Here is a 23,496-nt window from a genome sequence, read left to right as displayed (position 1 = left end):
ACCAAGCAAAACCTTAAATAAATTGACAGAGTTCATTCCAAAGTTTATCATACAAGCAAATCTACCGTTCTGATTTAATGCCGGACTATGTAGTTGTTGATACCGAGGGAAATCCTCTCCTCAAAGAGATTGCAGTTATTGATTCTTCGGGTATCTTAATTTTTGAGGCAATAGTCACAAATTCTTCACAATCTATCAAAACGGGGATTCGAGTACAAATGTTGGAAACGGTACTCAACAATTTTATCAAGGTTATTCAAAACAAAATCTTAGTTTTCCACTACGCCGAACACGATTTAAAAGTTCTATATTATTCTTTCAAAGCTGCGGGAATCACACCACCAAAGTTGACTATTAGATGTACCTGGGAACTCAGCAAATTTTATTATCCTCGAATGCAGAGTTATTCTCTGGAAGCTCTGAGTAAATTCTTACATCTTAAAATCAACGGCAAGCGCTTCAATTCTAGTTTGGCTCACCGAGCGAAATACGATGCCCTTTTTACCCACCAACTTTATCAACATCTGATGAAACAGTCTATTATTACCCAACTAAAATCTAAGCCCAATCCTTTTGTTAATAATCGGGTTGATACTCCTTTTCAGCAGCATCCTGACTGGCGGGAGATTTTTGAAGGGGAGTTTCATACTCTAACCACGATTGTTGATGAAATTAGTCAAGATAGTAATCATCAAAGCCGGGGAATTATTGTGATTGGGGAACCCGGTTCAGGAAAAACCCATTTAATGATGAGACTTGCTAGAGAGATTTTAGATACGAATCGCCTACTCTATATCCGCCAACCCAATAATGCTGAAGCGGTCATCTTCCACACCTACAGTCGCATTCTTGAGTCTTTAATTCAGCCCGTACCGTCTAGTTCTCATACTCAATTAGAACATTTACTTGCCCATAGTTTTGCAAAAATTATACAATCGCAGCACGATTCTTCTGGCTTTTCAACTCAGAAGGATGATAAAATTTTGCAGGTAATTCAGAAGGGGCCGCTCAAACTATTCTCCGGTCTAGCCCAGGCTGAAACAAAAACTCGATGGAGCTATTGGCAACATATTGAAAAACGGGCTTTAGAATGGTGGGTCGCCAACTTTTCTACTGCTGGATATGCGCCCCAAATTCTCAAGGGTATTGTGAGGTTTTGCAGCTATAGTGATTCCTCCCGGCGCCAAATCGTAACTCAATGGCTGGCAATGAATGACTTACCTGGTGAGGAACTAGAACGGGTAAAACTTTCTTCCTGGCCAGAAGGGATGAGTCGCGAAGAAGTTTCCTTAGAGGCGATTAAAGTATTAGGCTGTTTATCATTGTTAGAGAAGCCTTTGCTGATTATATTTGACCAACTAGAAGGGTTAGGATTACCCCATAATGCACGTTTGCTTCGGAGTTTTGGAGAGGCGATTAAGGAAATTTTAACTCATGTTCCTAATAGTTTAGTAATCTTGAATTTGTTTCCTGAACGTTGGCAGCAATTTCAACAGGTATTTGATGGGTCTGTGGTAGATCGGATTTCTCAATCTCAGATTATCCTTAGAAAGCCGGATTCTGATAGTTTAAAACGTTTACTAAATCTTAGAGCAGAAACGGTCGGGGTGAATATTGATGAACTATTTACTGCATTAGAACTTAATAAGATTTTGCAAGCGGACTCTATCCGAGCAATTTTAAATGCTGCATCCAATGTTTATCGCCAGAAAGTGCAGGGGATAGCTTTACCTCAAATTGATACTGATGTACCTTCTAAGATTCCTACTCATAGTTCTGCACCACCCTGGCAAGACTTTAACGAACGGCTAGAGCGGATGGAACAATTGATGTCTAGGATAGCCGAAAAGCTTGATATTGAAGTAGAAGCAATTGAAGCAGTTATTATCCCTGAACAACAAAAAATTGACCATACGGATGAGGTTATATTTGACCTTGAACCGATTGAACAGGCTGATGAAGTTGTTGCACTTTCCCTTCCTTCTCGTTCTAGAGTAACGTATAATTCTCACACTTTAAAAGACTATTTTAGTCAACAAAAAGCAAGATTAACGGCTAATTTTAGCCAACCCCAAGTGCTAACTGATAGCGATGATGTAGGTAAACTAGAGACAATTATTCAGTTTTTTCAATCAACTTGGCAGCAGTTGGAAATAACAACGTTAAGCTTAGGAAAACGAGTGCTTCCTGAACATTTGGTGATTGCTACTGAAAAGCATCAATGCGTAATTGGGTTTTTACACCTTAGCGGCAACTCCTTCTTTCACCGTATGAAAAATTATAACGAACTACTCAGCTATCATCGTGAACTTCAGTTTATCCTCTGCCGAGATGAAATGGATTATGAAATCACGGGCTATAAAGGATTTCAGGAGTTGGAGAAGTTTCAAAATTCGGCTAATGGACAGTTGGTTATTTTAGACTCCGAACAGCGTATACTCTTTGAACTGATTTACCAAACCACCGTTGATATCCAAAACCGAGACTTAGACACAACTGCTGATGATGCCATACCCTTTATCCTCTCTGAAACTCGCCATTTTTGGCTTTGGAATTGCTTGAATTAAGTAAAGAGAATATTAAAGATTAGTTAATAGAATATTAAAGAATAATTCTAGGATAAAACTTTATAGTATCTTGATAAAATATACCAAGATTTTTATGGGACTTTAAGTTTATTTAATGATTCCTTTAAACAGTTAATATTTTCTAGGATTTTATCTAAAACAGAGGAAGATATTACGGAATGATAGAGGTTTAGTTTGGGGATAAAGGTGTAACGTTCAATCTTATTCAAGAGGTCATTTGCAATGGATAATCTATTTTGCAATTGTCTAAGACTGAAAGGAAGTTGCAGTTCATGCTAACTTTATATGTGTCTCAGCCAGGATGTTCGGTTTACAAAGCTCAAGAAACCTTACAAATTAAGCGAAATCAGACCGTAGAAGTTGAAGTGCAGCTTCCCCTAGTCGAACAGGTTTTAATATTTGGTAAATCTCAAGTTACTACTCAGGCAATTCAAGCTTGTCTTAAGCGTAATATTCCCATTGGCTATCTCTCAAAAACGGGTCGCTGCTATGGGCGCATTCTTCCGGTTCAGCAGGGTTATCGCTATCTTAGTCGTCATCAACAACAACTTTCTGCCAAACATAAACTCTTAGTTGCCCGTCAGATTGTGCAAGCTAAACTGAAGAATTCTCGAACCCTTTTGCAACGTCAATATCGCCGTAAACCTTCTGAAATTCTTGATTTAGCGATTAAGAGTTTAAATTACTTGACAGAGAAGGCAAGAAACTCCGAAACTTGGGAACGATTGATGGGCTTAGAAGGAGCGGGAGCGGCTGTGTATTTTAAGGCCTTTGGAACTTCTATCAGCAATTCAGAATTTGTATTCACCGAACGCTCTAAACGTCCACCCGGAAATCCGACCAACGCTTTATTAAGTTTTGGGTATCAAGTCCTATGGAATCACATCTATAGTTTGATTGAACTTCAGGGACTCGATCCTTACTTTGGGTGTTTGCATCAAGCTAGTGAACGCCATGCAGCTTTGGCTTCGGATTTGATAGAAGAATTTCGCGCACCGATTGTTGATTCTCTTGTGTTGTATTTGATTAACCGAAAAATAGTTAATGCTGAAGCCGATTTTGAATATCGCAACGGTGGCTGTTATCTCAATAATTCAGGACGAGTCAAATATTTAAAGGCTTTTGTATTGCGGATGGAAGAAAAAGTGTCTAGTAATTCGGGAGATTCTCAACCTCGTTGGGATTTAATTAACCAACAAGTTAAAGTCTTTAAGCGGTTTGTTTACGATTCGGCTAATCAATATCAACCTTACCTGAACCGTTAAATTATGCTGTATGTTGTAGCTTATGACATTCCCAGTAACCAACGCCGAAGACGGGTTTCTAATCTGCTCGAAGGTTATGGAAAGCGAGTTCAATACTCGGTTTTTGAATGCGTTCTAACTCCCCATAAATACAATGAGTTGCGAAAACGGATGAAACTTCGGGTGAATTTGCAGGAAGACCGCATTCGCTTCTATCCCCTGTCTGGACACACTTGGAATCAAGTTGAAGCTTGGGGCGTAGGTCAACCTGTTGCTGAAGCTCCCCGTTCAATAATTGTTTAGCGAGGCTCAGGAAAAATGGCTGTATTGACGAGATTTCGTTGGGAGCCTCGATAGTATACTCCGTATTAGTTTCAGCGATTTTATCCCGTTCGGGTGAGACAAAAATTGGCTCGATTTTGGTGAGCCTCGCAAACCTCCTCTAGACATCCGACTGGATAAGGGTTTTAATAGAGAGGAGTCGCTATTCTTCGGAATAGTGGAATTAATGGAAACTTGCGAGAGTAGCCCTTGATCGGCTTCTCACCTAAAGCGTCGCTATTCTTCGGAATAGTGGAATTAATGGAAACGGAAGAAGGCTCCCGCCATAAAAAATAAAGTGATCATCGAAATGTATGTCGCTATTCTTCGGAATAGTGGAATTAATGGAAACTATCTTTAAGTGCCGATTGTCAAGTGTCAATCATTAAATTCGTGTCGCTATTCTTCGGAATAGTGGAATTAATGGAAACGAGATTAGTGGACGTTCTCGAAACTCCGCTTGCATGTCGCTATTCTTCGGAATAGTGGAATTAATGGAAACGGATTTCATCCCCAACATTTTCACCCGAAACTTCAAGTCGCTATTCTTCGGAATAGTGGAATTAATGGAAACGTTGTCAGCAGCCCCTACGATTGCTGATAGCAAGTCGCTATTCTTCGGAATAGTGGAATTAATGGAAACATAGCAACTCATCGGCAATAACGAGAATTTTATTGCCTTGTAGTCGCTATTCTTCGGAATAGTGGAATTAATGGAAACACTGTTGCGTCAATCAATGCAACAAGCTTTTGGTATGTCGCTATTCTTCGGAATAGTGGAATTAATGGAAACACTCCATTACGGAGAAACCTATCTCGACTATCGGAGTCCGGTCGCTATTCTTCGGAATAGTGGAATTAATGGAAACATAGACATAATTCGTCCTATCGTGAGTTCTAGGGGTGTCGCTATTCTTCGGAATAGTGGAATTAATGGAAACTCCTCCTGTAAATCTTCTTCCATTTCTTTTCCCTGGTCGCTATTCTTCGGAATAGTGGAATTAATGGAAACAAGGCTTCTAACGAGTCTATGCGTTGCCAAGTCAGTCGCTATTCTTCGGAATAGTGGAATTAATGGAAACCAACTGTTCTTGGTTATTTATTCGATAAACGACCATTTTGTCGCTATTCTTCGGAATAGTGGAATTAATGGAAACAGAATTGGAGAACCAACGGCATCTCCAACGGCTTCAGTCGCTATTCTTCGGAATAGTGGAATTAATGGAAACCTACTGATAGAGCAGTAATCTTTAGATTAAGTAACGAAAGTTCATGTCGCTATTCTTCGGAATAGTGGAATTAATGGAAACAAGATGTACCAATCTCAACTTGAACAGTTCAAGGCTGGTCGCTATTCTTCGGAATAGTGGAATTAATGGAAACAATTGAGAATCCTTTTTGTCTAACGTTCCCATTCCTGTCAAGTCGCTATTCTTCGGAATAGTGGAATTAATGGAAACTGAGACAACAAATAAATAGAATTAACTGTTTGCCCTCGGTGTCGCTATTTTCAGAAAATGGAGTAAATAAAAACTTGTTGTTCGCATCAAAAGTCTTCTCTGTCCTCAAAAAATAGTTCATCCTAATAGAAGAAAACTAATATCAGGGAGAATAAAATTGGACGGAGTAGGATTAGCGATCGCAGTAGTATTATTAATGTCAATTTTTTGGCCGTCAGCACCCAGGCCTGAACCGCCTCCACGCCGATTTTATGCAAATCGTATTGAGTTGAAACGCAGAACAACAGAAGATCCCGTAGATTGGGGAAGTCCCTATGACGATTAAGTTCAGATAAAATTGCATTAAAAAAATCCCCCTTTTTTGAGAAAGAGAGGGGGAATTGATTTAAGAAAAATTCAGATTTTAGTTTGTAGTTGTCGCATAAATCTGTTGAATTTGTTCACCAATATTTTGAATTTTCACCCTTAATTCTAAAGGTTGAATTACCTTTACATGATTTCCAAACCCGACAATCCATCGCTGTAAATCTACATCATTCAAAGACCAACAGGGAAAAATCGTCTGGAGTTGATTAGGAAATCGAGGATCTTTCGTTCTGTTGAGAGAAAACAACCGTTTAGAAGCCGTCACACTTCCGACTAGAGGAGGAGACATTTTCAGCTTTCCTTTCGCAAATCGTTTTGTTCCCTCACAGATAAAAGGATAAATCGTATTATCAAATCTCAACTCGACCTTTACTTCAACAGATTTTCGTTCCGTTTGAGATCCCAGAAATTGGCGTTGGACACTGACCTTATTCCCCAAAAACATTCCCACACTCGCATCTAATAGCTGATGTAACCGTTGTAAAGCCATTTCTTGCATTTCCAAAGAACGAGACTGTTTTTGCGGTGCAGGGGAAGCTAGACGGTCTAAACGTTCAAATCGGAGTAACCCCGCTTCTGTTCCCCCCTCCTGTTCATATCCGAGATACCAAGCCGAATGATAAAAGGCGATTTGCAAAGGCCAGATTTGCAAAATTCCTTCGTTGTCTCCAGAGAATTTCCCTCGTCCCTTTAAACGAATTACTTCTAATAATTCACAGTGAACGATTGCTTCTTCGACTTGTTTAATTTGGTGATATAAAGTAGACTTATGCAATAATCGTTCATCTATCATCGAACGATGAGCAATAGCACGGGTTGGATAGAGTCTTTCTGTTAATAAACCACTCAAAGCCATGCGGTTTTTGAAAGTTTCATAAATTTCTAAGCTAATCGGATCTTGAATACTATTCGCCTGAGATTGTAAAATCGCAAATATCTGTTTGAGTTCAAGCACTGATAGGATTCCAGTTCCTGCAAAATAACCCGCCCGTAACGGAAACTCTGGCAAAATTTTAAACGGCTTCAGAACATTTTCAATATCTTTTCTCAGTTTATTATAACAATCCCCTTCCGTTTCCAGTTCTTTACAGATAGCTTGAGCAAGAGTTTTTAAACTTCCTTCCCCCTGATTTTGAAGAAAAGGCTTGGTAAGAATCAAGCGAATCGTTGTCATCAAGCGCTTAAAAGGTTTTAGATTAGAATAAGCGTGAGTTATTCCGGTAAAATCGGAAAGTTCAACTTTGATGGGTTCGGTTTGTCTAAATTCTAACAACCCTTCTTCGCCAATTAAACCGTTAGTTTGTAAACACTGCAAATCAGAAGCCAAAGCATCTCGGTTAGCATAAATTTCTCCTTGAACTTGTTTCATTACGGCGGTGATTTCTGCCAAACTATCTGGAAAAACAGGAACAGTTCCCAAGATTTCTTGAAGTTGTTCGGGATGAGTATCCTGTAAATTTCCCAAACCAGGGTAATGAATGAAAAGCGAAATTAGATGTAGCAAACGGTCAAAATTCAATAAATGAGAATAGGAATGAAAGCGAACCGTTGAGTTTTGAGTCCTGTTTTGGCGGTTAATACAATTGCGACTTAAAGAATTAATTTTTTCCTGAATAAAATAGCGGTCAAACTCACTATCTTTTAGAGAAACAACCTTAACAAACCCTTCGGCGGTCACGGGGGGAAAGCTTTGAAGTGCTTGATAAAATTGGGTGATAATTTGTTCGGGAACGGTTCTCAGTCGTTGTTGGTTCTGTTGCAAACAAACATCTAAAGGCGTTTGCAGATACCAAGCTATCCACTGAACTTCCATTGTCAATTGTTGGGAAAGCTTCATAAGAAACCCCATTCGCCACGCACGTCTAGCATTGGTTGCATCATAAATAATCGGCTTCCGAATTGCCAAACTTTCCTGAATTTGACGAAAAACTTCTGCCTCTATTTCATCCCAATTTCCCTGAACGGTTTCATCGCCGTAAAGTAAGAGGCGAATCGCATCTGTTGAGATAATTTTACATCCAGTCAAGGCAGAAAGTTTACCCGCAAAAGTTGACTTTCCTGCTGCGGGTAGCCCGATTAGGAAGTGACAGAGTATTAAATCGTTCATGTTGTTAACTTAAAGAATCCGCCAATTTTTCTAAGGTTTGTCTAAGTTTTTCTTTGGTATAGGGAAGTTTAAACAGCTTGATTGCCTCAACAAAAGGATCTTTCACATCCTCGTTATAGACTTTCATAAAATTCTCGTCATAGACTTTTATAACATCTTTGGATTTTGAAGGTTTATATCCGAGTAAATATTGAATCGCATCGGTTTTCTCCATTCCTCGTAAATTATGCACTAATTGATTTCGCAGATCATTCTCTCTCTTTTTATTACGAGAGCAAGACCATTGGAGGATAGACCAAGGTTGAAATTTTGTTTCTAGCTGACATAGCCAGTCGTACATTTTATCATTACTATTAGTTTTCTTGAATTGATTTTTATTCTCGTTTGTAATGGGATTATTCTCAGGAAATTTTAATTGTTTTAAAATTCCATTTTTTTCTGAAACCGTTTTGGTTTCTGCCCAAGAACTCAATAATAAACCTTCGAGATTCCATTCTAAAGCTTTTATACCAGAAAAAGATTGATTAGACAAGGTGATTTCGATTTCACTCACTTTAGTTAAAATCGCAACTTTCAGAAATGTTTCCTGTGCGGCTGATAACAAAGTAATTCCTTGTAAATAGTTCTCTTGATTAAAGAAAATCCCAATTAAATCCAAAGCATCAACAATTCGTTGAGTTGCGGATTCAATCTCAAATTCACTTTGATTGAGGTCGAGGGAGCGGTTAAGATTAAAAAAGTCAACAAAATTTTGTAACTCTTCTAGGCGTTTGGGTTCAATATTATCCAACCCATCCAACATTTTTTTCGCCGCACCCGGAGAGGTAGGAATTAAACTCTTAGCTTGTTCGATTTTAATTCCTCGTAGATACTGAGAACTTTTTATAATTTCGGCAGAATTAAGTTCATATTCATTGCTGACAAGAAATTTAACTTGTTTGCCATATTGTGCCAGACTTAAAAATTGTAAAGCCGAAGAAATAGCTGGCGTTCCCGCCTGATGACTGACATAAATATTGGTAGATTTGTTGGTATATTTTAACTGGGATAAACTTTTGCGAACTACATCTAATGTGCTGTTCCAATCATCCATTCCTTTCGGATTTCCAGATTGATTGTTTCTAGGATATAAAATACAGGGCTTCAATTTGGCTTTTGGGAATTTAGCCTTAAGAAAATGTTCTATAATAGGTTGAAGTGTGCAGGTATCTTTCCAACAGGCAGATTTATTGTTAGATAAATAATCAGGAAAAATATTAGCTTGATCCGTCATTATATAAACGATTTCATCAGGAATTTCTTTATTATTTTCATTGAAATAAGAAAGAAAGTTATTCAATAAAGGAAAGTATAAATCATCAAAGTCTGTCTCCAAATGGCGTTGATAAATCATCCCCAGAACTCTGGCAGGTGCAACCCAAGTTTCTCTGTGTTGATTATCTGAAGAGGTGGGGTGAAAAATATCATAGCCTAGTTGCTCCATAATCTCATTATCGTAGAATGTTAACCAGTTATCTTCGGTTAACAGTTGAACGTCGCTGTTTCCAATGGTAAGAATCCAAACATTCATGGTTTTATTTCCTTTGAATTTATTAGAGTGAATTAACAGAATAGAAAAGGTGAAATTGTATTAACTTATTGTCCGTTTTTTGAACACAAAATTCAATCGTTGACAGTTCCTTTAATTGAGCCAAAGCAATTCAAAATCACTGCGTTTATCTAAAAATGCTAAAAAGTCTTTAGTTATCTCAGAATCATCGGGAAAAATCGTCAGTAATTCCACATATTCTTGAGTTTCCTTAAGTTTTTTATCCTTCAGAATATATCGAGGATACATTCGATGCCAGATGCGACCAACCTTAGTATTGTCTTTGCGAACTTCACCTGTTAAATTAGAAGCTTTAATGGTTTTTTTCCCCTGATAATTTCCATGAAACCAATGAACTGCATCGCTATCAAAAGCATTTTCAGCAATTCGTCCCCACACTTGTACTAGCTCAGGATGCCATGCTTCTCGCCAGTTGCTTCCATCGGCTTTCAGACTCTTTTTGTTCAGTTTTACCCATTTTTTTATCCGGCTATGTAAGCTATTCAAAAACTCGGTAACATCATTTAATTCATTGACCGGACATCGTAAATTTTGAGACAGTTTTAAAAGTTCCCAATGGCAACCAATCATCGGTTTATTTCCCTGTCTAAAATAATCGAGGTAAAACAAACGGTGGTCAACCCGACGCCAGGATTTACCAAACCCGCCAAACATGACAGAAAATTTAATCAGTTGTTTGAGAAAAATAATCAGATGTTTTTGCTTTTCTTCTGACAAATTTTGCATCCCAACTAAGTCCAGTTTTCCCTGTGTTAAATCATAAGTGGGCATTTCAATTGGATCTTTGCTCAGAGAATAAGTAAAATTATCTATCTCTAAATTACCTTGAAATCGAATGCCTAACTGTCCAACAATAGCCCCATTTTCACCGTTAAACCCTCCCCAAAGTTGTTTGGTTAGAAATTCTGCCTCATCTGTGACGCCTCCGAGCAAACGCAACGTATGACCCCGCAGCGCCGCCTTAAACATATTGGGGCGGAATTCACCCGTTTTGTTAATTAACTGAGAAGCCAACCCTTGACCCTTCAAATAAACACTTAACAAGGTATTATCGGCATTAATTTGAGGTTGACCGTAGCCCGCACTTACCCGAGAACCAATTCCATATCCAATTGCTTTTTCCCAAATTTTCCAAATTTCTTCCCATTCGGAATCATCAAGTTCTTTTGTACTGGAAATCCCAAATACCAATCGGGGTTTATAGAGAGAAATTTGAATAAAAGCGCTATGTTTTGCGTTCTTGTCTTTAACTTGCCAACCTTCTTGAGGATGAACAATATCGACTAAATTTTTCTCTCGCCAGGTATTATCTTTGGGATAACCGCCATGTAATCGTAGAATACCAGGTTTTGTTTCATTCCCAATATTACCCCCACAATATTCAAGCTGTTTCTCTGACGGACAAACTCGCAAAAATGCACCTTTCATACTCGAACCGGGATAAAAAGGACACCCTTTTGCACCAATAACCGGACGAATTACCCCTTCATCTTGTCCACTATTGGTAACAAATCGCCAGGTGATTGTATATTCTCTGGTTCTGATATTTTCTCGAAATTGAGGCACATTCCGATCCGCCCCATCAACCCATTCTTGTGTCCAGTCATCTGCTTGTTCTCCGGGTCTTTGAATTTGACAACGACCTTCAATTTGAGCGCGAAACATCATTGGAACTTGTCGAAGTTTAGGCATTTTCTTTGCGTCCTCTATTGCCTTTATAACGTTGTGTCCACCAAACCATACTGTCGCAAAGTTGAATCAAAACGGCGAGGGCAACTTTACGTTGATTTTGGTCAAAGTTCCAAAGTTTTTCCGCCATTGCTTTTATTTTTTCAGTATCATTACCGACATCATCATTGGGAATTTTCACTTTGGCTTTCGCCATGATTTTTACCAAAGCTTCCCAAGTATCTTTCCAATAGGCTTTTTGATCTCCTTCCAAGCGAATTTGTTCACCCCAAAACCGTTCTAAACCGTAAGCGACTGTCATTCGCATTTTATGAGCTTGATTGATAACGTCTTTTTTATCGCAATATTTTAAGACCAAATCGTGAGCATATTGATCAAGTTTATAAGATTCCCAAGCCATCGTTAGACTCCTTCAATTATAATATGACAGTGACCAAAACCAATTGATTCTAAACCCCCCAAATAAACTTCGGCGTTATTGCCCTCACTAAAAGGTTGCCAAGTGTTTCCGTTAGGAACGTTGCGAAGCGCAATTGCAAAAATTAAAAAGCTTCCTTCGGGCAGAGCTTCCATATTGAAAAACGCACCTTTTTTAACCTTTTTCTCCTGCTTGTCCAAAGCCACTCGACTTTGACGATATAATGCCATATCGTGAATCATAGAAATTTCATCATCCCCGACAACAATGGCGGGTAACTGTTCGCCCAATGGAAACCAGGATGTTAAATTTGCAGTTTTTTTAACGGTTAAAAATCCGAAGTTAAAAAACAACATATTATCCCCTTCAACATTGAGGGATTTCAACGTTTGAGAAGCGGTATAGGGCTTGGGAAGTTTATCGGAAATTCCGGTAATTCGTTGATAGCGTTTTAACAAACGGGGACTACTGACCCAAACAATAGGTTGTCCGGGACAAAAAACGGGCAACCAAACGATGGAAGCATACTCAAATTTTACTAATGATTCGCTGGTGCTATCCGGTTGTCCGGCTTCGGCTTCGGCACCATACCAAAGATTGGCAGTTTCTTCGCCCCGTTCTTGTCGAATTTCCGAACGAAAACGTCCTCGAATGGAACTTCCCGGAACAATACCAGTTTGAGTGAATTGGTCGCGGAAAATTAAGTTTAAATTCCCACTTTCTTCCCCTGCGGTTGCGCCGACATGAAGGGGTGCGAGAGTTTCGATAATTCCGTAAGCTTTTTTGTACATTATTCTAGTCCTTGAATTGTTATACCAAATCCGGTTATTATAGGGTAGTTACTTAAATCCTAAAATCCTTTTTTGGCAAGGGTTCTAAGTTTTCTGAATATCACCTTAGTCAAGTGGATTTGGTATTAAAGGTAAACACAAACCACAGCCCAACTTTTTCAGACTAAATCCTCTTGGGGAAACCATTCTTCGGGCCAATCCCACCAGGATTTCTTCAGGGGCTTTTCGAGAACATACACACTACCCGCCCCCACCGCATAGCGTCCCCGTCCTAGCTGTCCTCCCACTCGATATTCTTTAGAATCTTGAGGATTATCGCTGGCTCCCCGACGGTAACGAAAGGGAATAGCTTTATCCGTTAGCATCAGTTGAGATGCTGGGAAATCGGGATGTTGGGGATGACGATAAGACAAACGATTAGACCCCCAAACTGCGGGAGTAATTAAAGCAAAAGCCTGTTCAATAGGGTCTTTAAGTCGTTCAATTATCGGATGCTTTTCTGGAAGTTTAATGCTTTTAATTTCTACAACATGATTTTCCCCTCCAAACCGATACCAACCTTCGGGAAGTTCATGGGTTGAAAGGTAAGCAAGATATACATCATCGGGTAGTTGCACTGCATATTCGAGAAACAAACCATCTTCAGCTTTGACATGACGTTCCTCTAGTTTCATTTTTGGATGGAGAATTGAAACAAATTTCCAAGGACTTGGCGCCGCAGATTCATTAATTTTAATTTCTTTTGCCGAATAATCCCAACTATTGACTCGTTGCCAAGTTAAACTATCTTTAAAGTCTTCTTCTCGCAGTTTACGCTCCCATTGACCATCTTTGATCGTCCATTCATCGACCTCTTTTTGAGTCACAAGTTTTGTTCGAGGAATAGGAACATAAAAGTTCATCAAATTGTTTTCTAATGTCCAAAATGGGCCAGCTACATGGAGTTCTTGATTCAAATCTTCGTGGGTGGTAAAAGATTGGACTTTATTGGTGCTGAAAAAGAGTCCTGAGAGGGTTGCCGCATCCGGGGGAAACTTCGCACGGGAACGTCCAACTAAGTTTTCTGGAGAAAGAAAGCCTCCTGAACTACCGTACATAAACCCGAGGGGCTGAATGAGAATTAAATACTTGAACATTTTGAGAGGTTTATCAAAATTTATTGAGTGTTGATGAGACTGACAGTGAATGTTTTTATTGATTAATCAACTTCTGAATAAAGCTGCCAACCCACATTGATTAAATCATTTATCCAGTTAAAATATGTGACTGATGATGGATCGTTTTTATCAACAATATCCCGGCGCTTTTCCCACACATAATTCCCCTCATCATTAAAGTAAATATTCATTAATGAACGGGCAAGTCTATAATCTGCTTGTCCAGTAACGGCATTAAAATTAATTGCATGACGAGCTTTAAGTTGGGCAAAGTCGTTGTAAATATGACCCCAATTTTTTCCTCCATCGCGATCACAATATTGTTGCAGAATTGATACATAATGCCAAGGGCAAGTCCACTGTACAAATTGTCCACTGTTGAAGACAACTCGCAAGGTTACGCGATCACGTCCGAGAGATTTTGACCGTTTTTCTGCATCACGGCAATGTTGTAAAATATCTCGTTGGGGAACACTATGACCTGCCCAAACAAAGCCTACACTCAGAGTTATTTTCTCTCCATGTGTTTTCCACTCATCAGGAAGTTTCATTAACCACTCTAAAGCTTGACTTGGGGATATCGGTTGATTCGGATCTTTACCATAGATAACTCCCAGAAAATCATCGCCTCCTGCATAAATAATTCGCCCTAATTCTGGAGGAAAATCGTTCATAAAGTCTTTTCCCCACTTTCGCATCGCCTTGCTAAACTGACAAATTTTTTGATCTCCTTCAGGATCTGATGCTAACTCTTTGAGATGCTTACCTACCTCATCTCCATCTCCCATGAACCAGCCTGTCCACTGTCCGGGTGTTCCAGTTTCTGAGTTGGGTTTTCTTACTAAATCGGTAAACCGCTCTAAATGAGGTATATTTTTAAGGGGTTTACGAATATCATCTCGTGTAATTAGACGCTTGACTAATTCAGGAATGCTTAACCGTTCATTGAGATCTAGAAATTTACCTTCAGGGGTTTCTATAGTGTCAGAACTTTGCCCAGGTTTTGCTTCCAGAACTCTTGATAACTGTTCATAGAAAGCAGCAATTGCCTGCTTTTCTTCACCGTGTTTTAAATGCTTAGGATTGCGTGTTCCCTTTCCCAAACCCTGCCAGGCAATTGCATCGGTTCCAGTAATGCTTGAACTTTCTCCAATCCAATTAACTCCTGTCCAATCCCGACCGAGTTTATTATTTTCTAAATCCTCCATTGCTGCAATAATGGTATTCCCAACTCCAGAAAAAACTTCCCAAGTGTGATTTTTCCATAAATCCCAATCCCGATCCCAATGATAAAATGTATTGGAGTTGGATTCGGGAATTTTAGTTTCAATCCAGGTTTTACAGTAATTGCAGATATTTTTCCAACCTGTTAACAAGGTGTCTCTAACCCATTGATTGAGTTCTTCAAGCCTGAAATTTCCATTATTTTGTTTTAGTAAAATTCTATTGGGCATTCCCTGAGCTGTATCAACTAAACCCGGAGAAATCACATCAATTCCTGAAAGAATTTGAGCCTCTTGAATAATATATTGACTGAGATAGGATAAAATAATAGATGCTCCGTACAAATCTCTCAACTTCCGGGTTTTTTCAATAAAACCTTGAACGGGAGAGAAAGTAATTGCTGCGTATTGATACATAAATTCATGGAATATTTGCTCAGACAAATTTAATTTACCTCACCTTTTGAAAACCTGGGTGCATTTTCATGCGAATGACGAAACGTGAGTGGGTTTTCCAAGTCGGCTTGAAGAACTCTACTTTCAAGATTAAGCATTTTCTTACAGAAAGTCATCAGTAACCCTACGGAACTTTGTAGTTTTGATGTGTACGATTAATTGAGTCAGTCTCCGTAATTTTACGGTTTATTCAATGTACTACTCAAGGAAAATCAAGGTTTCAGTCACCACCTTGACCTATGGCTCTAAAAAAATATTTGAACAACTCGCCAAGTTAGCAACAAAAAAACCTCCCATGCTTGAACTATCACTTTGCCCGAAAAAATTCAACGTTATCCCACCAATGCCTTTAAAAATAGAATAATGGCTTCCGTACACAACACAACTAACAATCCTATCCCCACAAGAAAAGCGACTGGGATTAACAAAGGAATTAGAAAAGCAAACACCACTACCAGAAAAAATTCAACAAACATTGGTAAAATTTCCATAATGATTCTTCCCCAGTTTGGCTCTAAGCTCAAATAAACAAACCACAAACTTTTAATCCAATATTTAAAGCAAGAATTCAAAAAATAACCAAACCATTCCTAAGAAACTTAAATCAAAACCCGTAGTCCCTTTTTGCCTAAACCCAACAGCTATCTAATTCTTTCCGGTTTCCCTTGAAGTTTTAGCCCGTCATCTCCTAGATTAGACCTCAACCCCAAAAATGACTATAGCTTTTATGCGAATGACGAAAATCAAGTAAGAATTTCCAGAATATCCAGTTATTCCCGGAGGGTCTGTCCCTCATTTTGGGACTTGCCTCAAAGCCAAATAGATGTTAAACCAAACTAAAGCTCAGTTGTTAATATCTTGAACAGATGAATGAAAAAATCCGCATTCGATTAAAATCCTACGACCACACCGTTGTTAACAATGAAGTTGAAGTTCTAGAAACCTTTGAAGCTTCTGAAGTCTATACTCTAGGAAATAAAGTGCCGATTGCAGTTGTTACTGATTTGGCTTCTGAAACTGGAGAAGTCTTGAGTGAATTTCCAGTATTTTACGACAGCAGCTTTCAGCAGACTTGGTTTTAAAACCTCAAAGCTCACACAAAACTTGCCAATCCCTAGTAAACTTATTCAATCAATATTAAGACAATGGAATCAGTTGCATACATTATTATCTACAACAACAATCTCTCTGGAGTTAAAGTTTTACAAAACTTCTCTGCTGACAAAACGAGTCTTGAGAGTACCGAATCAAGCACTAATATGGGTTCATTGTCCGCTCCAGGTGGAACAATATCAATAGGACAAACTCCGATTTCAGAGTTAGACTCTATATTTCTTCCAAGCGATAATTTCTTATGGGGTTTCTAAATCAGTTAGAAAAGTTTTTGTTCTGCGCGAATAAGAAATACTGTGGAGATTCAGCCAATAAAAAAGCCCCGGCAATGGGACTATCATTTGATTTCTTGATGAGGGTAAAACCTACTTGGAAAAGCGACGCCGCAGAATACCAGCACCAATAATTCCCAAACCTATTAAAGTTGCATTTGCTGTGGGTTCGGGGACGGCTTGGGGAGTCTCGACGGAGAATTCTATGGGAACTTCACCCACCAGAATACCGCTGAGATTACTGGGATTGAACGTGCTAGTTTCGATAAAACTGGCTTCACCGTCAGCACCCTCAAATACACCCTCGCCGCCAACAATAGTAACTCGCCCCCGATTGTCGGCGATGCCTTCGGTGGGGCTAAAAATGTTAAAAATGGCAAAAGTATCTGAGAAACCCAACAATACATTATCGGTTTCGTCACCGGAATAAATGTCTGAAAACTCCGGAGTTGGTAAATCCAGATTTAAGTCATTTGGATTGGCTCGTGTAATAATCAGTTGGCTGAGGGGTATGGGTTCTCCGGTTACGGGATTGGGAGCGGACTCCAATGTTATCCCCAGACTAAAGCCACCCGAGGTAAAGCTAGTTAATCCAAACGGGGGATCGGATTCTTGACTCACACCGCCGCCAGATATGAATATGAAAGATGGGTTTTCGATTACCGAGGGGAAATCCTCCGGTAAGGCGGCTTGAAAATCTGGCGGTAACTCGTCGAGCAGCGGCGCTATGTTAACCGAATCCGGCGGCACGACATCGGGAAAAGCAATTTCGAGGGGGACAAAGTTGAATTCGGTGTCGTAGGTGATGCTAAAGTCAAAAGTTTCTGCCGTTGCTTTGGGGATATTAAGCCCGAAACTGGCTAACATGACAATTGCAGAAACAATTCCCGTAGTGTTCAGACGGAAGCTCATTTTTTACTCCTTATAAAATCAATAGAGTTTCAACACGCCGTCTTTAAAATAACTGCATCTCTCCCCGTCGATCTAATTTTCCGAAAGCTTTATCAAATCTTTACAAGACTCCTTCACAAAACTGGAGTAAATGTAAAGCTCTCACCCCGATTCAAGCTCCTAAATCTTTATAGAAAAATGCTCTCTGCCCCAACGTAAAAACTCAACAGCGAGTGCAGTTAATTTATAATCCGGTTCCACCAAATAGTTAACACAAAAAAACCCCGGCACTGCCGAGGCTCTCATTCTTATAAAGGAATCAATTATTGATCCGCTTCACTCAGTTGGGGCTGTTCAACATTAGTCAAACTTACTTTCACCACACGGTTAACAGTTTCGGGAGCTTTGGGCATGGTTAAGGTCAGAACACCGTCGGCGTAGTCCGCTTTTACTTCGGTATGTGCGATCGCTTCGGGCAAATTAATCACCCGACGAAATTCACCAGCCGGAAATTCGGAGTAAAGATATTTGTGACCTTCATCCAACTCGGAACGGTGGGTTTTACCCGAAATTGCAACAGCTTTCTTAGCCGCTTCAATGTTAAGTGCTTCACTATCCAAACCGGGGAGAAACGCTCTGAGGATGTAGCTGTCGGGAGTTTCTTGCAGTTCGATAGCCGGAGTCCAACGGGATGTTACTTCTGAATTTAAAACCCGGTCAAATTCGCGTTGCATTTTGTCGAGTTCAGCAAAGGGGTTGTAAGCTAACATCATATTAATTGTTCTCCTTGAAGTGTCGAATAAATGAATAACTATTGATTACATTCACTATGATGCAACAGCAGATTAGTATATGAAATTGGAGAGAACCGAACTGCAATAGATTATTTTCCTCACCCGAAAAACCTGTTAATTAAAAGCTTTTCCAGACAACCGAACACGCAATTAGGGCAAACTAGAATTTGAGACTTTAACTCTATGAAACTATGCCCCGAATTGATGATTGTTTCACCTGCCGTTACTACGCCTGGGATTTCCACTTAGTTTGTGCCGTTCATCCCACCGGGCCGGAGAATAAAACCTGCGATGACTTTGAACGTGACCCTGAAACCGAAGCCATACTCTACAAAGACTTTCTTGGATTGGGTGAACCCGTTGAGCAGAATGGCATCATTAATAATCCCTGGCATCGTGACCCCGAAGAAAATTGGGCGCCGCCAGGGACAAAGTATGTTGATGGGGAGTTGGTTTTTGTGGAGGAATGGGTGTCACACGAATAAGTGACTGTTCACTATGAACGAATTTAAGCATATTAGGAATATGGAAAAAATCAATGAGGCACACGGAATGAGTTATCCCGAAAATGCGTGGTTGCTACTTACAGATGAAAATCTTTACCTCATGTCTTCTGATGTAGACAACAAATATCACGATAAAATCCCTGTAGAAAAAACAGACAAAGGAGAACCCATAATCAAAGAGATTTCGGCTGACTGGTTTAAAAATCCAAGAAGTCTTGTTGTTAACTTGTACAAGGAAAAACCAACACCTTTAAATAACTAAACGCAATAGTCGCCCAATCCTAACGCACCCTTCAACCTCCTAACACAACGTTGGGGGGTTATTGTTATTCCCGCAGAACAAACCCGACCACTACCACAACGAACGGGGTCAGCCTATTCTGTAATAGAGTAGGGTATGCGATATGGACAAGTCCACGCTCCGCGATCGCCATGAAACAACAAACGATTATTCAGGGTTTGGTTGCCGTTGCCGTTTTGGGCGTTGCCATAGCAGCCGTTTTCTTCCGTCCCCAGTCCCAATATCAAACAGTTATGGTTAGCCCTGGTGATGTTCCGGTGAGTGAACAGTGGGAGATTAAGGAAGTCATAGACGGGACAACCCTAAAAGCATCACGGGGTTGGAAAAACCGCCAGCTTCAACTCTGTGGTATTGAAATTATCCCCGGTGAGGAACAACAGGCTGAAACCTATCTCCAACAATTGATTAATAACTCAAATAATCAAGTGCCTGTGCTTACCGTCAAACAGAACACTGAGGGTTGGTTAAGTGAAGTGTTTGTTCGGTTGGGTGAGGGCGAAGAACTTGCCAGCGCACTGTTGATAATAGAAGGATTAGCCGTTGTTTCCCCTGAAGTTCACGAATGTTTCTATCAAGAAGGGTTGGAAATGGCTGAGGAGTTGGCAACTCAAGAATAATGTTCTGCGGGAATAGTGAGAGTTGGCACTCTGTAACAGTTTCACGAGCCACACACATTGTTCTACAGGAATAATGGATGTGATCGCGGAACGTGCCGTTAGGTGTATCGCGCGTTGCTAAAATATTACAACAACTTTATATCCTATGCGTTCTAGATTCGTTCTTACTCCTGGATTTTGTCTCAATGGATTAGCGGTTATAGCTTTTTTGATTAGCTTATATTGCTGCACAAATCCTGGATTACAATCAATTCCTGCTAACTTTAACGGAACTTCAAATATTTTATTGCAGATCACACTCTTTCTGTTGTTTATTCATTTTGGCTTGATGTCTTGGATGAGTATTTGGGTGATAGTGATTTGGGGTTGGATAATTTGGTTTATTAGCTCATTCAATAAAATTAATCAAAAAACAAATCGGGTTAAGTTCTTGATGGCTCCCGTGTTATTAGGGCTATTATATACTTTCTGGATTACCCAGATTCCCTTAAAAATAAACTTTGCGCTTCATAAGCCTACTCTTGAACAATTGGCAAATCAATTAGAGGAAGAACCTGAAAAGCTAATTGAATTAGAGCAAGGCATTAGCAACTTTAAAGTAATTGCTGGCTATCAACTAGACCCTACTAAAATCTCATTAATTATTGAAGGAATAGGAGCTTATCAAGGATTTATTCGTGATAATTCTCGCCAACCCAATCAACTTAAAGCGATTGAATATAGTTTTGCTCCGGGTAGTAATAACGGCGACCAATCAATGTATTATTTAGGGGATGGTTGGTATGTCTTTCAGAACTATTTTGATTAATGTTTAAGTTCGGTATTGTCAGGCGATCACCACTAACAACACCACACTTTGTTCTGCGAGAATAAGATTCAGAACGGGGTGCTGCCCCAAAAGTAATGGAATACACCCCAGTCCGTTTAATTAAATAAGTTGTCCAATAAGTCAACTGCCTCGGTTAACGGACTTTGTTCCTTGACAATCTTGACTTTGAAATCTGAGGCTTCAACCTCAATTAAGAACCCTGTGGACGCGAGGAGCATCAGGCTGAGGCTCCGAAACTTTTTTGTTTTCATAATGAAGAATTTCTAAACTTCATTATTAAGTACCCACATCCATCTCGGGCTTGGAGTCAAAGCAAGGACATCGGCAGAGTGACCTGGGAGAAGCGGGGAAACTTGTATCATCCCCTTCAGTAAAAACTCTAGACTCTAGACTCTAGAAGATTATCACGGATTGAGGGTGCAGGTTGAATGCGATCGCAGCGATTTTTACTGACTGTTAATTTTAGGCACTGAAAGAGAGAGTAAAGTTTTTCGACAAAATCCCTATGAATCGCAATTCCATACAACGTTCTATCCTATGTTTGGTAGCTGTTATTGGACTGTCTATCTGCATAGCAGAAAGGACGGAGGCTCAATCTACTAATACAGCAATGATTCGCACACATCAAAGTTGGTGTCAACAACGAGGTGGTAACTGGTTGGACGAAAGTTGTCAGTGGGAAGAATTGCAGATGGAACAAGGGCGAGAAATGACATTAAGTCAAGAGTGTGGTCGCCAGAATGGTATTTGGCACACTTGGTTTGAAGAAGTTTATAATCCCAAATGTCCGGGTGGTATTTGTCTTGCGGTAGTCAAACCGGAAGATTTTGAGATGATAGAGAAGGGTGTAGTTTGTGCTTGGTACTCAGGAATTGACCCAGCACTTTAGACTGAGTTCAACATGGCTCACACCCAAGACCCCTGTATTTTTGAACACAACATTTAAGCCATAAATTATAGTTGTAGCGGCGGTAGTCTGAGAATTGTAGAACAGTTTTAGAGACAGACGATTAACAATTACAAGCCCAGATATTGAAGAACCCATCAAATGATTAAACTATTGACACTTATCTTAATGCTTACCACTGGCACTGCAACGGCGGCTCCTCAGCAACAAACCATCCCGGCTCAGTTTCGGGGGAAGTGGGATTTAGATTTGGAAAGCTATAGAACGGTGTATTTGCCCGATAATGCGAGATCGCCTGGGTTGAAAATTGGTTAACTGTGAGAGGACGTTCACCGGGGGCGCTGTTGTGTCCTATTCGCAAGGGGGGACAAATTGAAATTCGTTACATGACTCCCCAAGCCGTGCTGTTGATAGTGCAGAAACGAGCGGAAGCTGCGGGGGTTGAATCGTTCAGTCCCCATGATTTTAGACGAACGTTTTGCTCAGACCTATTGGATGCGGGGGTTGATATTGTCACGGTTCAAAAGTTGGCGGGTCATTCCTCCCCGGTAACGACTGCAAAATATGACCGACGGGGTGAGGAAACCAAGCGGAAAGCAGTTCAGAAATTGGGGTTTTAAAGTTGATTATCCGAACCCGACCAGCCCAATATTCTTTCGTAGAGAGTTTCATAAACCAAACTAACCGAACTTCCGCTCCTACTTTGAGGCGAACGATAAACGGCGACGGGATAACTCAAATTTTCTTCAATCTCGGAGGTAAAATCTACCAACAAAATCCCCGCATCGGTTTGAGTTTCAATGGTTTCTCTTAATTCCTCGTCCGATTGGGGAATGGCAAAACAGAAGTAATGGCAGAAGTTGAGATAATTTTCCCATTTATTATCCGCTTCAAAGTCAGCCAAACAGCTTTTGATTTCAACTCCGAAAACATCTTTAGGACGTTTGTAACTCCAGCGAACAACGGCTAAAAAGTCTAGTCTCAGTCTCTTTTTGTCAACGCTAACCCGAACCTCCGTGTGTTCTTGGTGGTGATACGGCGGGTATTTCATCCCCGAACACTGCATAGTCCAGTCAACTAGACTATTTGTTAGCGATCGCGCAATGGTCACGGCTACTTGATTTCGGGGCAACTGTTCAACCTCAATGGCCGTTACATCAATAACTTGGGTTGTTAGGGCTGAAGCTTCACCGGAACCCAAATGTTGATAAGTTCCCTCCTGTCCTTTGGGTGGCCGTCCGCGTCTCAACTGTTCTCCTTCGGGCCGATATTCTTGCTCAATTTTTCGACATTCCTTAACCGTTGCCTCTCCCGCCAACACTTTCTCCCGCAGCTTCTCAAATACGGGTTGGGGTGCGTTCCGTTCCACTTTCTCCAATTTCTCCAGTGCCTCCGGTGGTGCTTTGGCTTCATCAACCTGTTCGATGTCGTCGGAGTCAACGCTTTTCAGATAATATTTAGCGGCTTTGATATACCGCCAGATGAGAGAGGGTTGGCGTTCGCATTTTTTGGCTACAGCATTAACCCAAGCGGTGAAGGAATTGAGTTCAGCTTGTTTGAATAATTTTTGTTGCTGAACCACAATGGCAATCTTGGCAATTGTCTTCCAGTTGGATTCGTTCTGAGTCAGCAGGGACTGGATTTGTTGTTCAGCCTGGGTGAGTTGTTCTATGGAAATCATAGATCCAATGGTTAAAAATAATCTAGTTGACTAGACTATAGCCAACATTGATGATTGTAGACGGGGTGAGTAAATTCAACAGTCCACAAGTGAAAACTCAGGTAATTGGCCAACAATGACTTCAAGTTGAAGCGTTCTTTGAGTTGCTGTAAAAGT

Annotated in this window: 22 protein-coding genes, 1 pseudogene and 1 CRISPR repeat array; of the genes and pseudogenes, 12 read left to right on the top strand and 11 right to left on the bottom strand. The window is 40.2% G+C overall.

Translation table 11 applies throughout. The features are described from left to right. Positions 1 to 77: 77 nt before the first annotated feature. The 4 genes from L8106_RS20155 (at position 78) to L8106_RS32440 (ending at position 5,938) form a co-directional block, all read left to right on the top strand. Positions 78 to 2,567 (top strand): 3'-5' exonuclease, encoded by a 2,490-nt coding sequence (locus L8106_RS20155; RefSeq protein WP_009786281.1) that lies wholly within the window; start codon positions 78 to 80, stop codon positions 2,565 to 2,567. A gap of 293 nt (positions 2,568 to 2,860) precedes the next feature. Beyond that, complete coding sequence (gene cas1, locus L8106_RS20150; RefSeq protein WP_009786280.1) at positions 2,861 to 3,853, top strand: CRISPR-associated endonuclease Cas1; 993 nt, start codon at positions 2,861 to 2,863, stop codon at positions 3,851 to 3,853. Positions 3,854 to 3,856: 3 nt separating this feature from the next. Then, on the top strand, positions 3,857 to 4,135 hold the full coding sequence (gene cas2 / locus L8106_RS20145) for a CRISPR-associated endonuclease Cas2 (RefSeq protein ID WP_009785114.1): 279 nt from the start codon (positions 3,857 to 3,859) through the stop codon (positions 4,133 to 4,135). A 177-nt stretch (positions 4,136 to 4,312) separates the two neighbouring features. Beyond that, positions 4,313 to 5,687: direct repeats of the CRISPR family, unit length 36 nt; unit sequence GTCGCTATTCTTCGGAATAGTGGAATTAATGGAAAC. 83 nt (positions 5,688 to 5,770) lie between these two features. Continuing rightward, on the top strand, positions 5,771 to 5,938 hold the full coding sequence (locus L8106_RS32440) for a hypothetical protein (RefSeq protein WP_156803763.1): 168 nt from the start codon (positions 5,771 to 5,773) through the stop codon (positions 5,936 to 5,938). Between the two features lie 78 nt (positions 5,939 to 6,016). Here L8106_RS32440 and L8106_RS20140 read toward each other — a convergent pair whose 3' ends face one another. The 8 genes from L8106_RS20140 to L8106_RS32435 form a co-directional block, all read right to left on the bottom strand. Further along, positions 6,017 to 8,086, bottom strand: a complete 2,070-nt coding sequence (locus L8106_RS20140; RefSeq protein ID WP_009786277.1) for an AAA family ATPase — start codon at positions 8,084 to 8,086, stop codon at positions 6,017 to 6,019. A 4-nt stretch (positions 8,087 to 8,090) separates the two neighbouring features. Next, positions 8,091 to 9,656, bottom strand: a complete 1,566-nt coding sequence (locus L8106_RS20135; RefSeq protein WP_009786276.1) for a hypothetical protein — start codon at positions 9,654 to 9,656, stop codon at positions 8,091 to 8,093. A 111-nt stretch (positions 9,657 to 9,767) separates the two neighbouring features. After that, positions 9,768 to 11,387 carry a hypothetical protein gene (locus tag L8106_RS20130; protein ID WP_009786275.1) on the bottom strand — a complete coding sequence of 540 codons (1,620 nt, stop codon included), beginning with the start codon at positions 11,385 to 11,387 and terminating at the stop codon, positions 9,768 to 9,770. Further along, positions 11,380 to 11,784 carry a hypothetical protein gene (locus tag L8106_RS20125; RefSeq protein WP_009786274.1) on the bottom strand — a complete coding sequence of 135 codons (405 nt, stop codon included), beginning with the start codon at positions 11,782 to 11,784 and terminating at the stop codon, positions 11,380 to 11,382. The genes L8106_RS20130 and L8106_RS20125 overlap by 8 nt, the downstream gene beginning before the upstream one ends. A 2-nt stretch (positions 11,785 to 11,786) precedes the next feature. Further along, a complete protein-coding gene (locus L8106_RS20120; protein WP_009786273.1) occupies positions 11,787 to 12,593 on the bottom strand; it encodes an RAMP superfamily CRISPR-associated protein in 807 nt (268 codons plus the stop codon). 158 nt (positions 12,594 to 12,751) lie between these two features. Further along, complete coding sequence (locus L8106_RS20115; RefSeq protein WP_009786272.1) at positions 12,752 to 13,729, bottom strand: hypothetical protein; 978 nt, start codon at positions 13,727 to 13,729, stop codon at positions 12,752 to 12,754. Positions 13,730 to 13,791: 62 nt separating this feature from the next. Then, positions 13,792 to 15,390: a type III-B CRISPR-associated protein Cas10/Cmr2 gene (locus tag L8106_RS20110; protein WP_009786271.1), complete on the bottom strand. Its 1,599-nt coding sequence runs from the start codon at positions 15,388 to 15,390 to the stop codon at positions 13,792 to 13,794. 371 nt (positions 15,391 to 15,761) lie between these two features. Beyond that, on the bottom strand, positions 15,762 to 15,920 hold the full coding sequence (locus L8106_RS32435) for a hypothetical protein (RefSeq protein ID WP_009786270.1): 159 nt from the start codon (positions 15,918 to 15,920) through the stop codon (positions 15,762 to 15,764). Positions 15,921 to 16,295: 375 nt separating this feature from the next. Here L8106_RS32435 and L8106_RS20105 point away from each other — a divergent pair, with 375 nt between their 5' ends. Both L8106_RS20105 and L8106_RS32430 read left to right on the top strand, forming a co-directional pair. Next, entirely contained in the window at positions 16,296 to 16,511 is a 216-nt protein-coding gene (locus tag L8106_RS20105; RefSeq protein ID WP_009786269.1) for a hypothetical protein, read from the top strand. A 63-nt stretch (positions 16,512 to 16,574) separates the two neighbouring features. Beyond that, positions 16,575 to 16,796, top strand: coding sequence for a hypothetical protein (locus tag L8106_RS32430; RefSeq protein ID WP_156803762.1), 222 nt, complete (start codon positions 16,575 to 16,577; stop codon positions 16,794 to 16,796). 111 nt (positions 16,797 to 16,907) lie between these two features. On the opposite strand, the gene L8106_RS29850 is transcribed toward L8106_RS32430, so the two are convergent. After that, positions 16,908 to 17,726, bottom strand: a complete 819-nt coding sequence (locus tag L8106_RS29850; protein ID WP_009786268.1) for a hypothetical protein — start codon at positions 17,724 to 17,726, stop codon at positions 16,908 to 16,910. A 302-nt stretch (positions 17,727 to 18,028) separates the two neighbouring features. Further along, positions 18,029 to 18,478 carry an Hsp20/alpha crystallin family protein gene (locus L8106_RS20095; RefSeq protein ID WP_009786267.1) on the bottom strand — a complete coding sequence of 150 codons (450 nt, stop codon included), beginning with the start codon at positions 18,476 to 18,478 and terminating at the stop codon, positions 18,029 to 18,031. Between the two features lie 212 nt (positions 18,479 to 18,690). Between L8106_RS20095 and L8106_RS20090 the strand changes: the two genes are divergently transcribed. The 6 genes and pseudogenes from L8106_RS20090 to L8106_RS20065 all read left to right on the top strand — a co-directional run. Next, a complete protein-coding gene (locus tag L8106_RS20090) occupies positions 18,691 to 18,984 on the top strand; it encodes a hypothetical protein (RefSeq protein ID WP_009786266.1) in 294 nt (97 codons plus the stop codon). A gap of 40 nt (positions 18,985 to 19,024) precedes the next feature. Further along, positions 19,025 to 19,267, top strand: a complete 243-nt coding sequence (locus L8106_RS20085; RefSeq protein WP_156803761.1) for a hypothetical protein — start codon at positions 19,025 to 19,027, stop codon at positions 19,265 to 19,267. Between the two features lie 170 nt (positions 19,268 to 19,437). Continuing rightward, positions 19,438 to 19,923 carry a hypothetical protein gene (locus L8106_RS20080; protein ID WP_009786264.1) on the top strand — a complete coding sequence of 162 codons (486 nt, stop codon included), beginning with the start codon at positions 19,438 to 19,440 and terminating at the stop codon, positions 19,921 to 19,923. 145 nt (positions 19,924 to 20,068) lie between these two features. Further along, positions 20,069 to 20,731 carry a hypothetical protein gene (locus L8106_RS20075; RefSeq protein WP_009786263.1) on the top strand — a complete coding sequence of 221 codons (663 nt, stop codon included), beginning with the start codon at positions 20,069 to 20,071 and terminating at the stop codon, positions 20,729 to 20,731. Positions 20,732 to 21,257: 526 nt separating this feature from the next. Further along, a complete protein-coding gene (locus L8106_RS20070; protein ID WP_232228537.1) occupies positions 21,258 to 21,641 on the top strand; it encodes a hypothetical protein in 384 nt (127 codons plus the stop codon). A gap of 279 nt (positions 21,642 to 21,920) precedes the next feature. Continuing rightward, positions 21,921 to 22,279, top strand: a pseudogene (locus tag L8106_RS20065) (tyrosine-type recombinase/integrase); the annotation flags it as partial. Here L8106_RS20065 and L8106_RS20060 read toward each other — a convergent pair. Next, positions 22,276 to 23,340 carry an MmcB family DNA repair protein gene (locus tag L8106_RS20060; protein WP_009786257.1) on the bottom strand — a complete coding sequence of 355 codons (1,065 nt, stop codon included), beginning with the start codon at positions 23,338 to 23,340 and terminating at the stop codon, positions 22,276 to 22,278. The pseudogene L8106_RS20065 and the gene L8106_RS20060 sit on opposite strands and share 4 nt — an antisense overlap. Positions 23,341 to 23,496: the final 156 nt, after the last annotated feature.

Origin of the sequence: Lyngbya sp. PCC 8106 (genome assembly GCF_000169095.1) — a bacterium.
Classification (GTDB): Bacteria; Cyanobacteriota; Cyanobacteriia; order Cyanobacteriales; family Microcoleaceae; genus Capilliphycus.
This window is presented reverse-complemented; position numbering and strand designations above follow the sequence as displayed.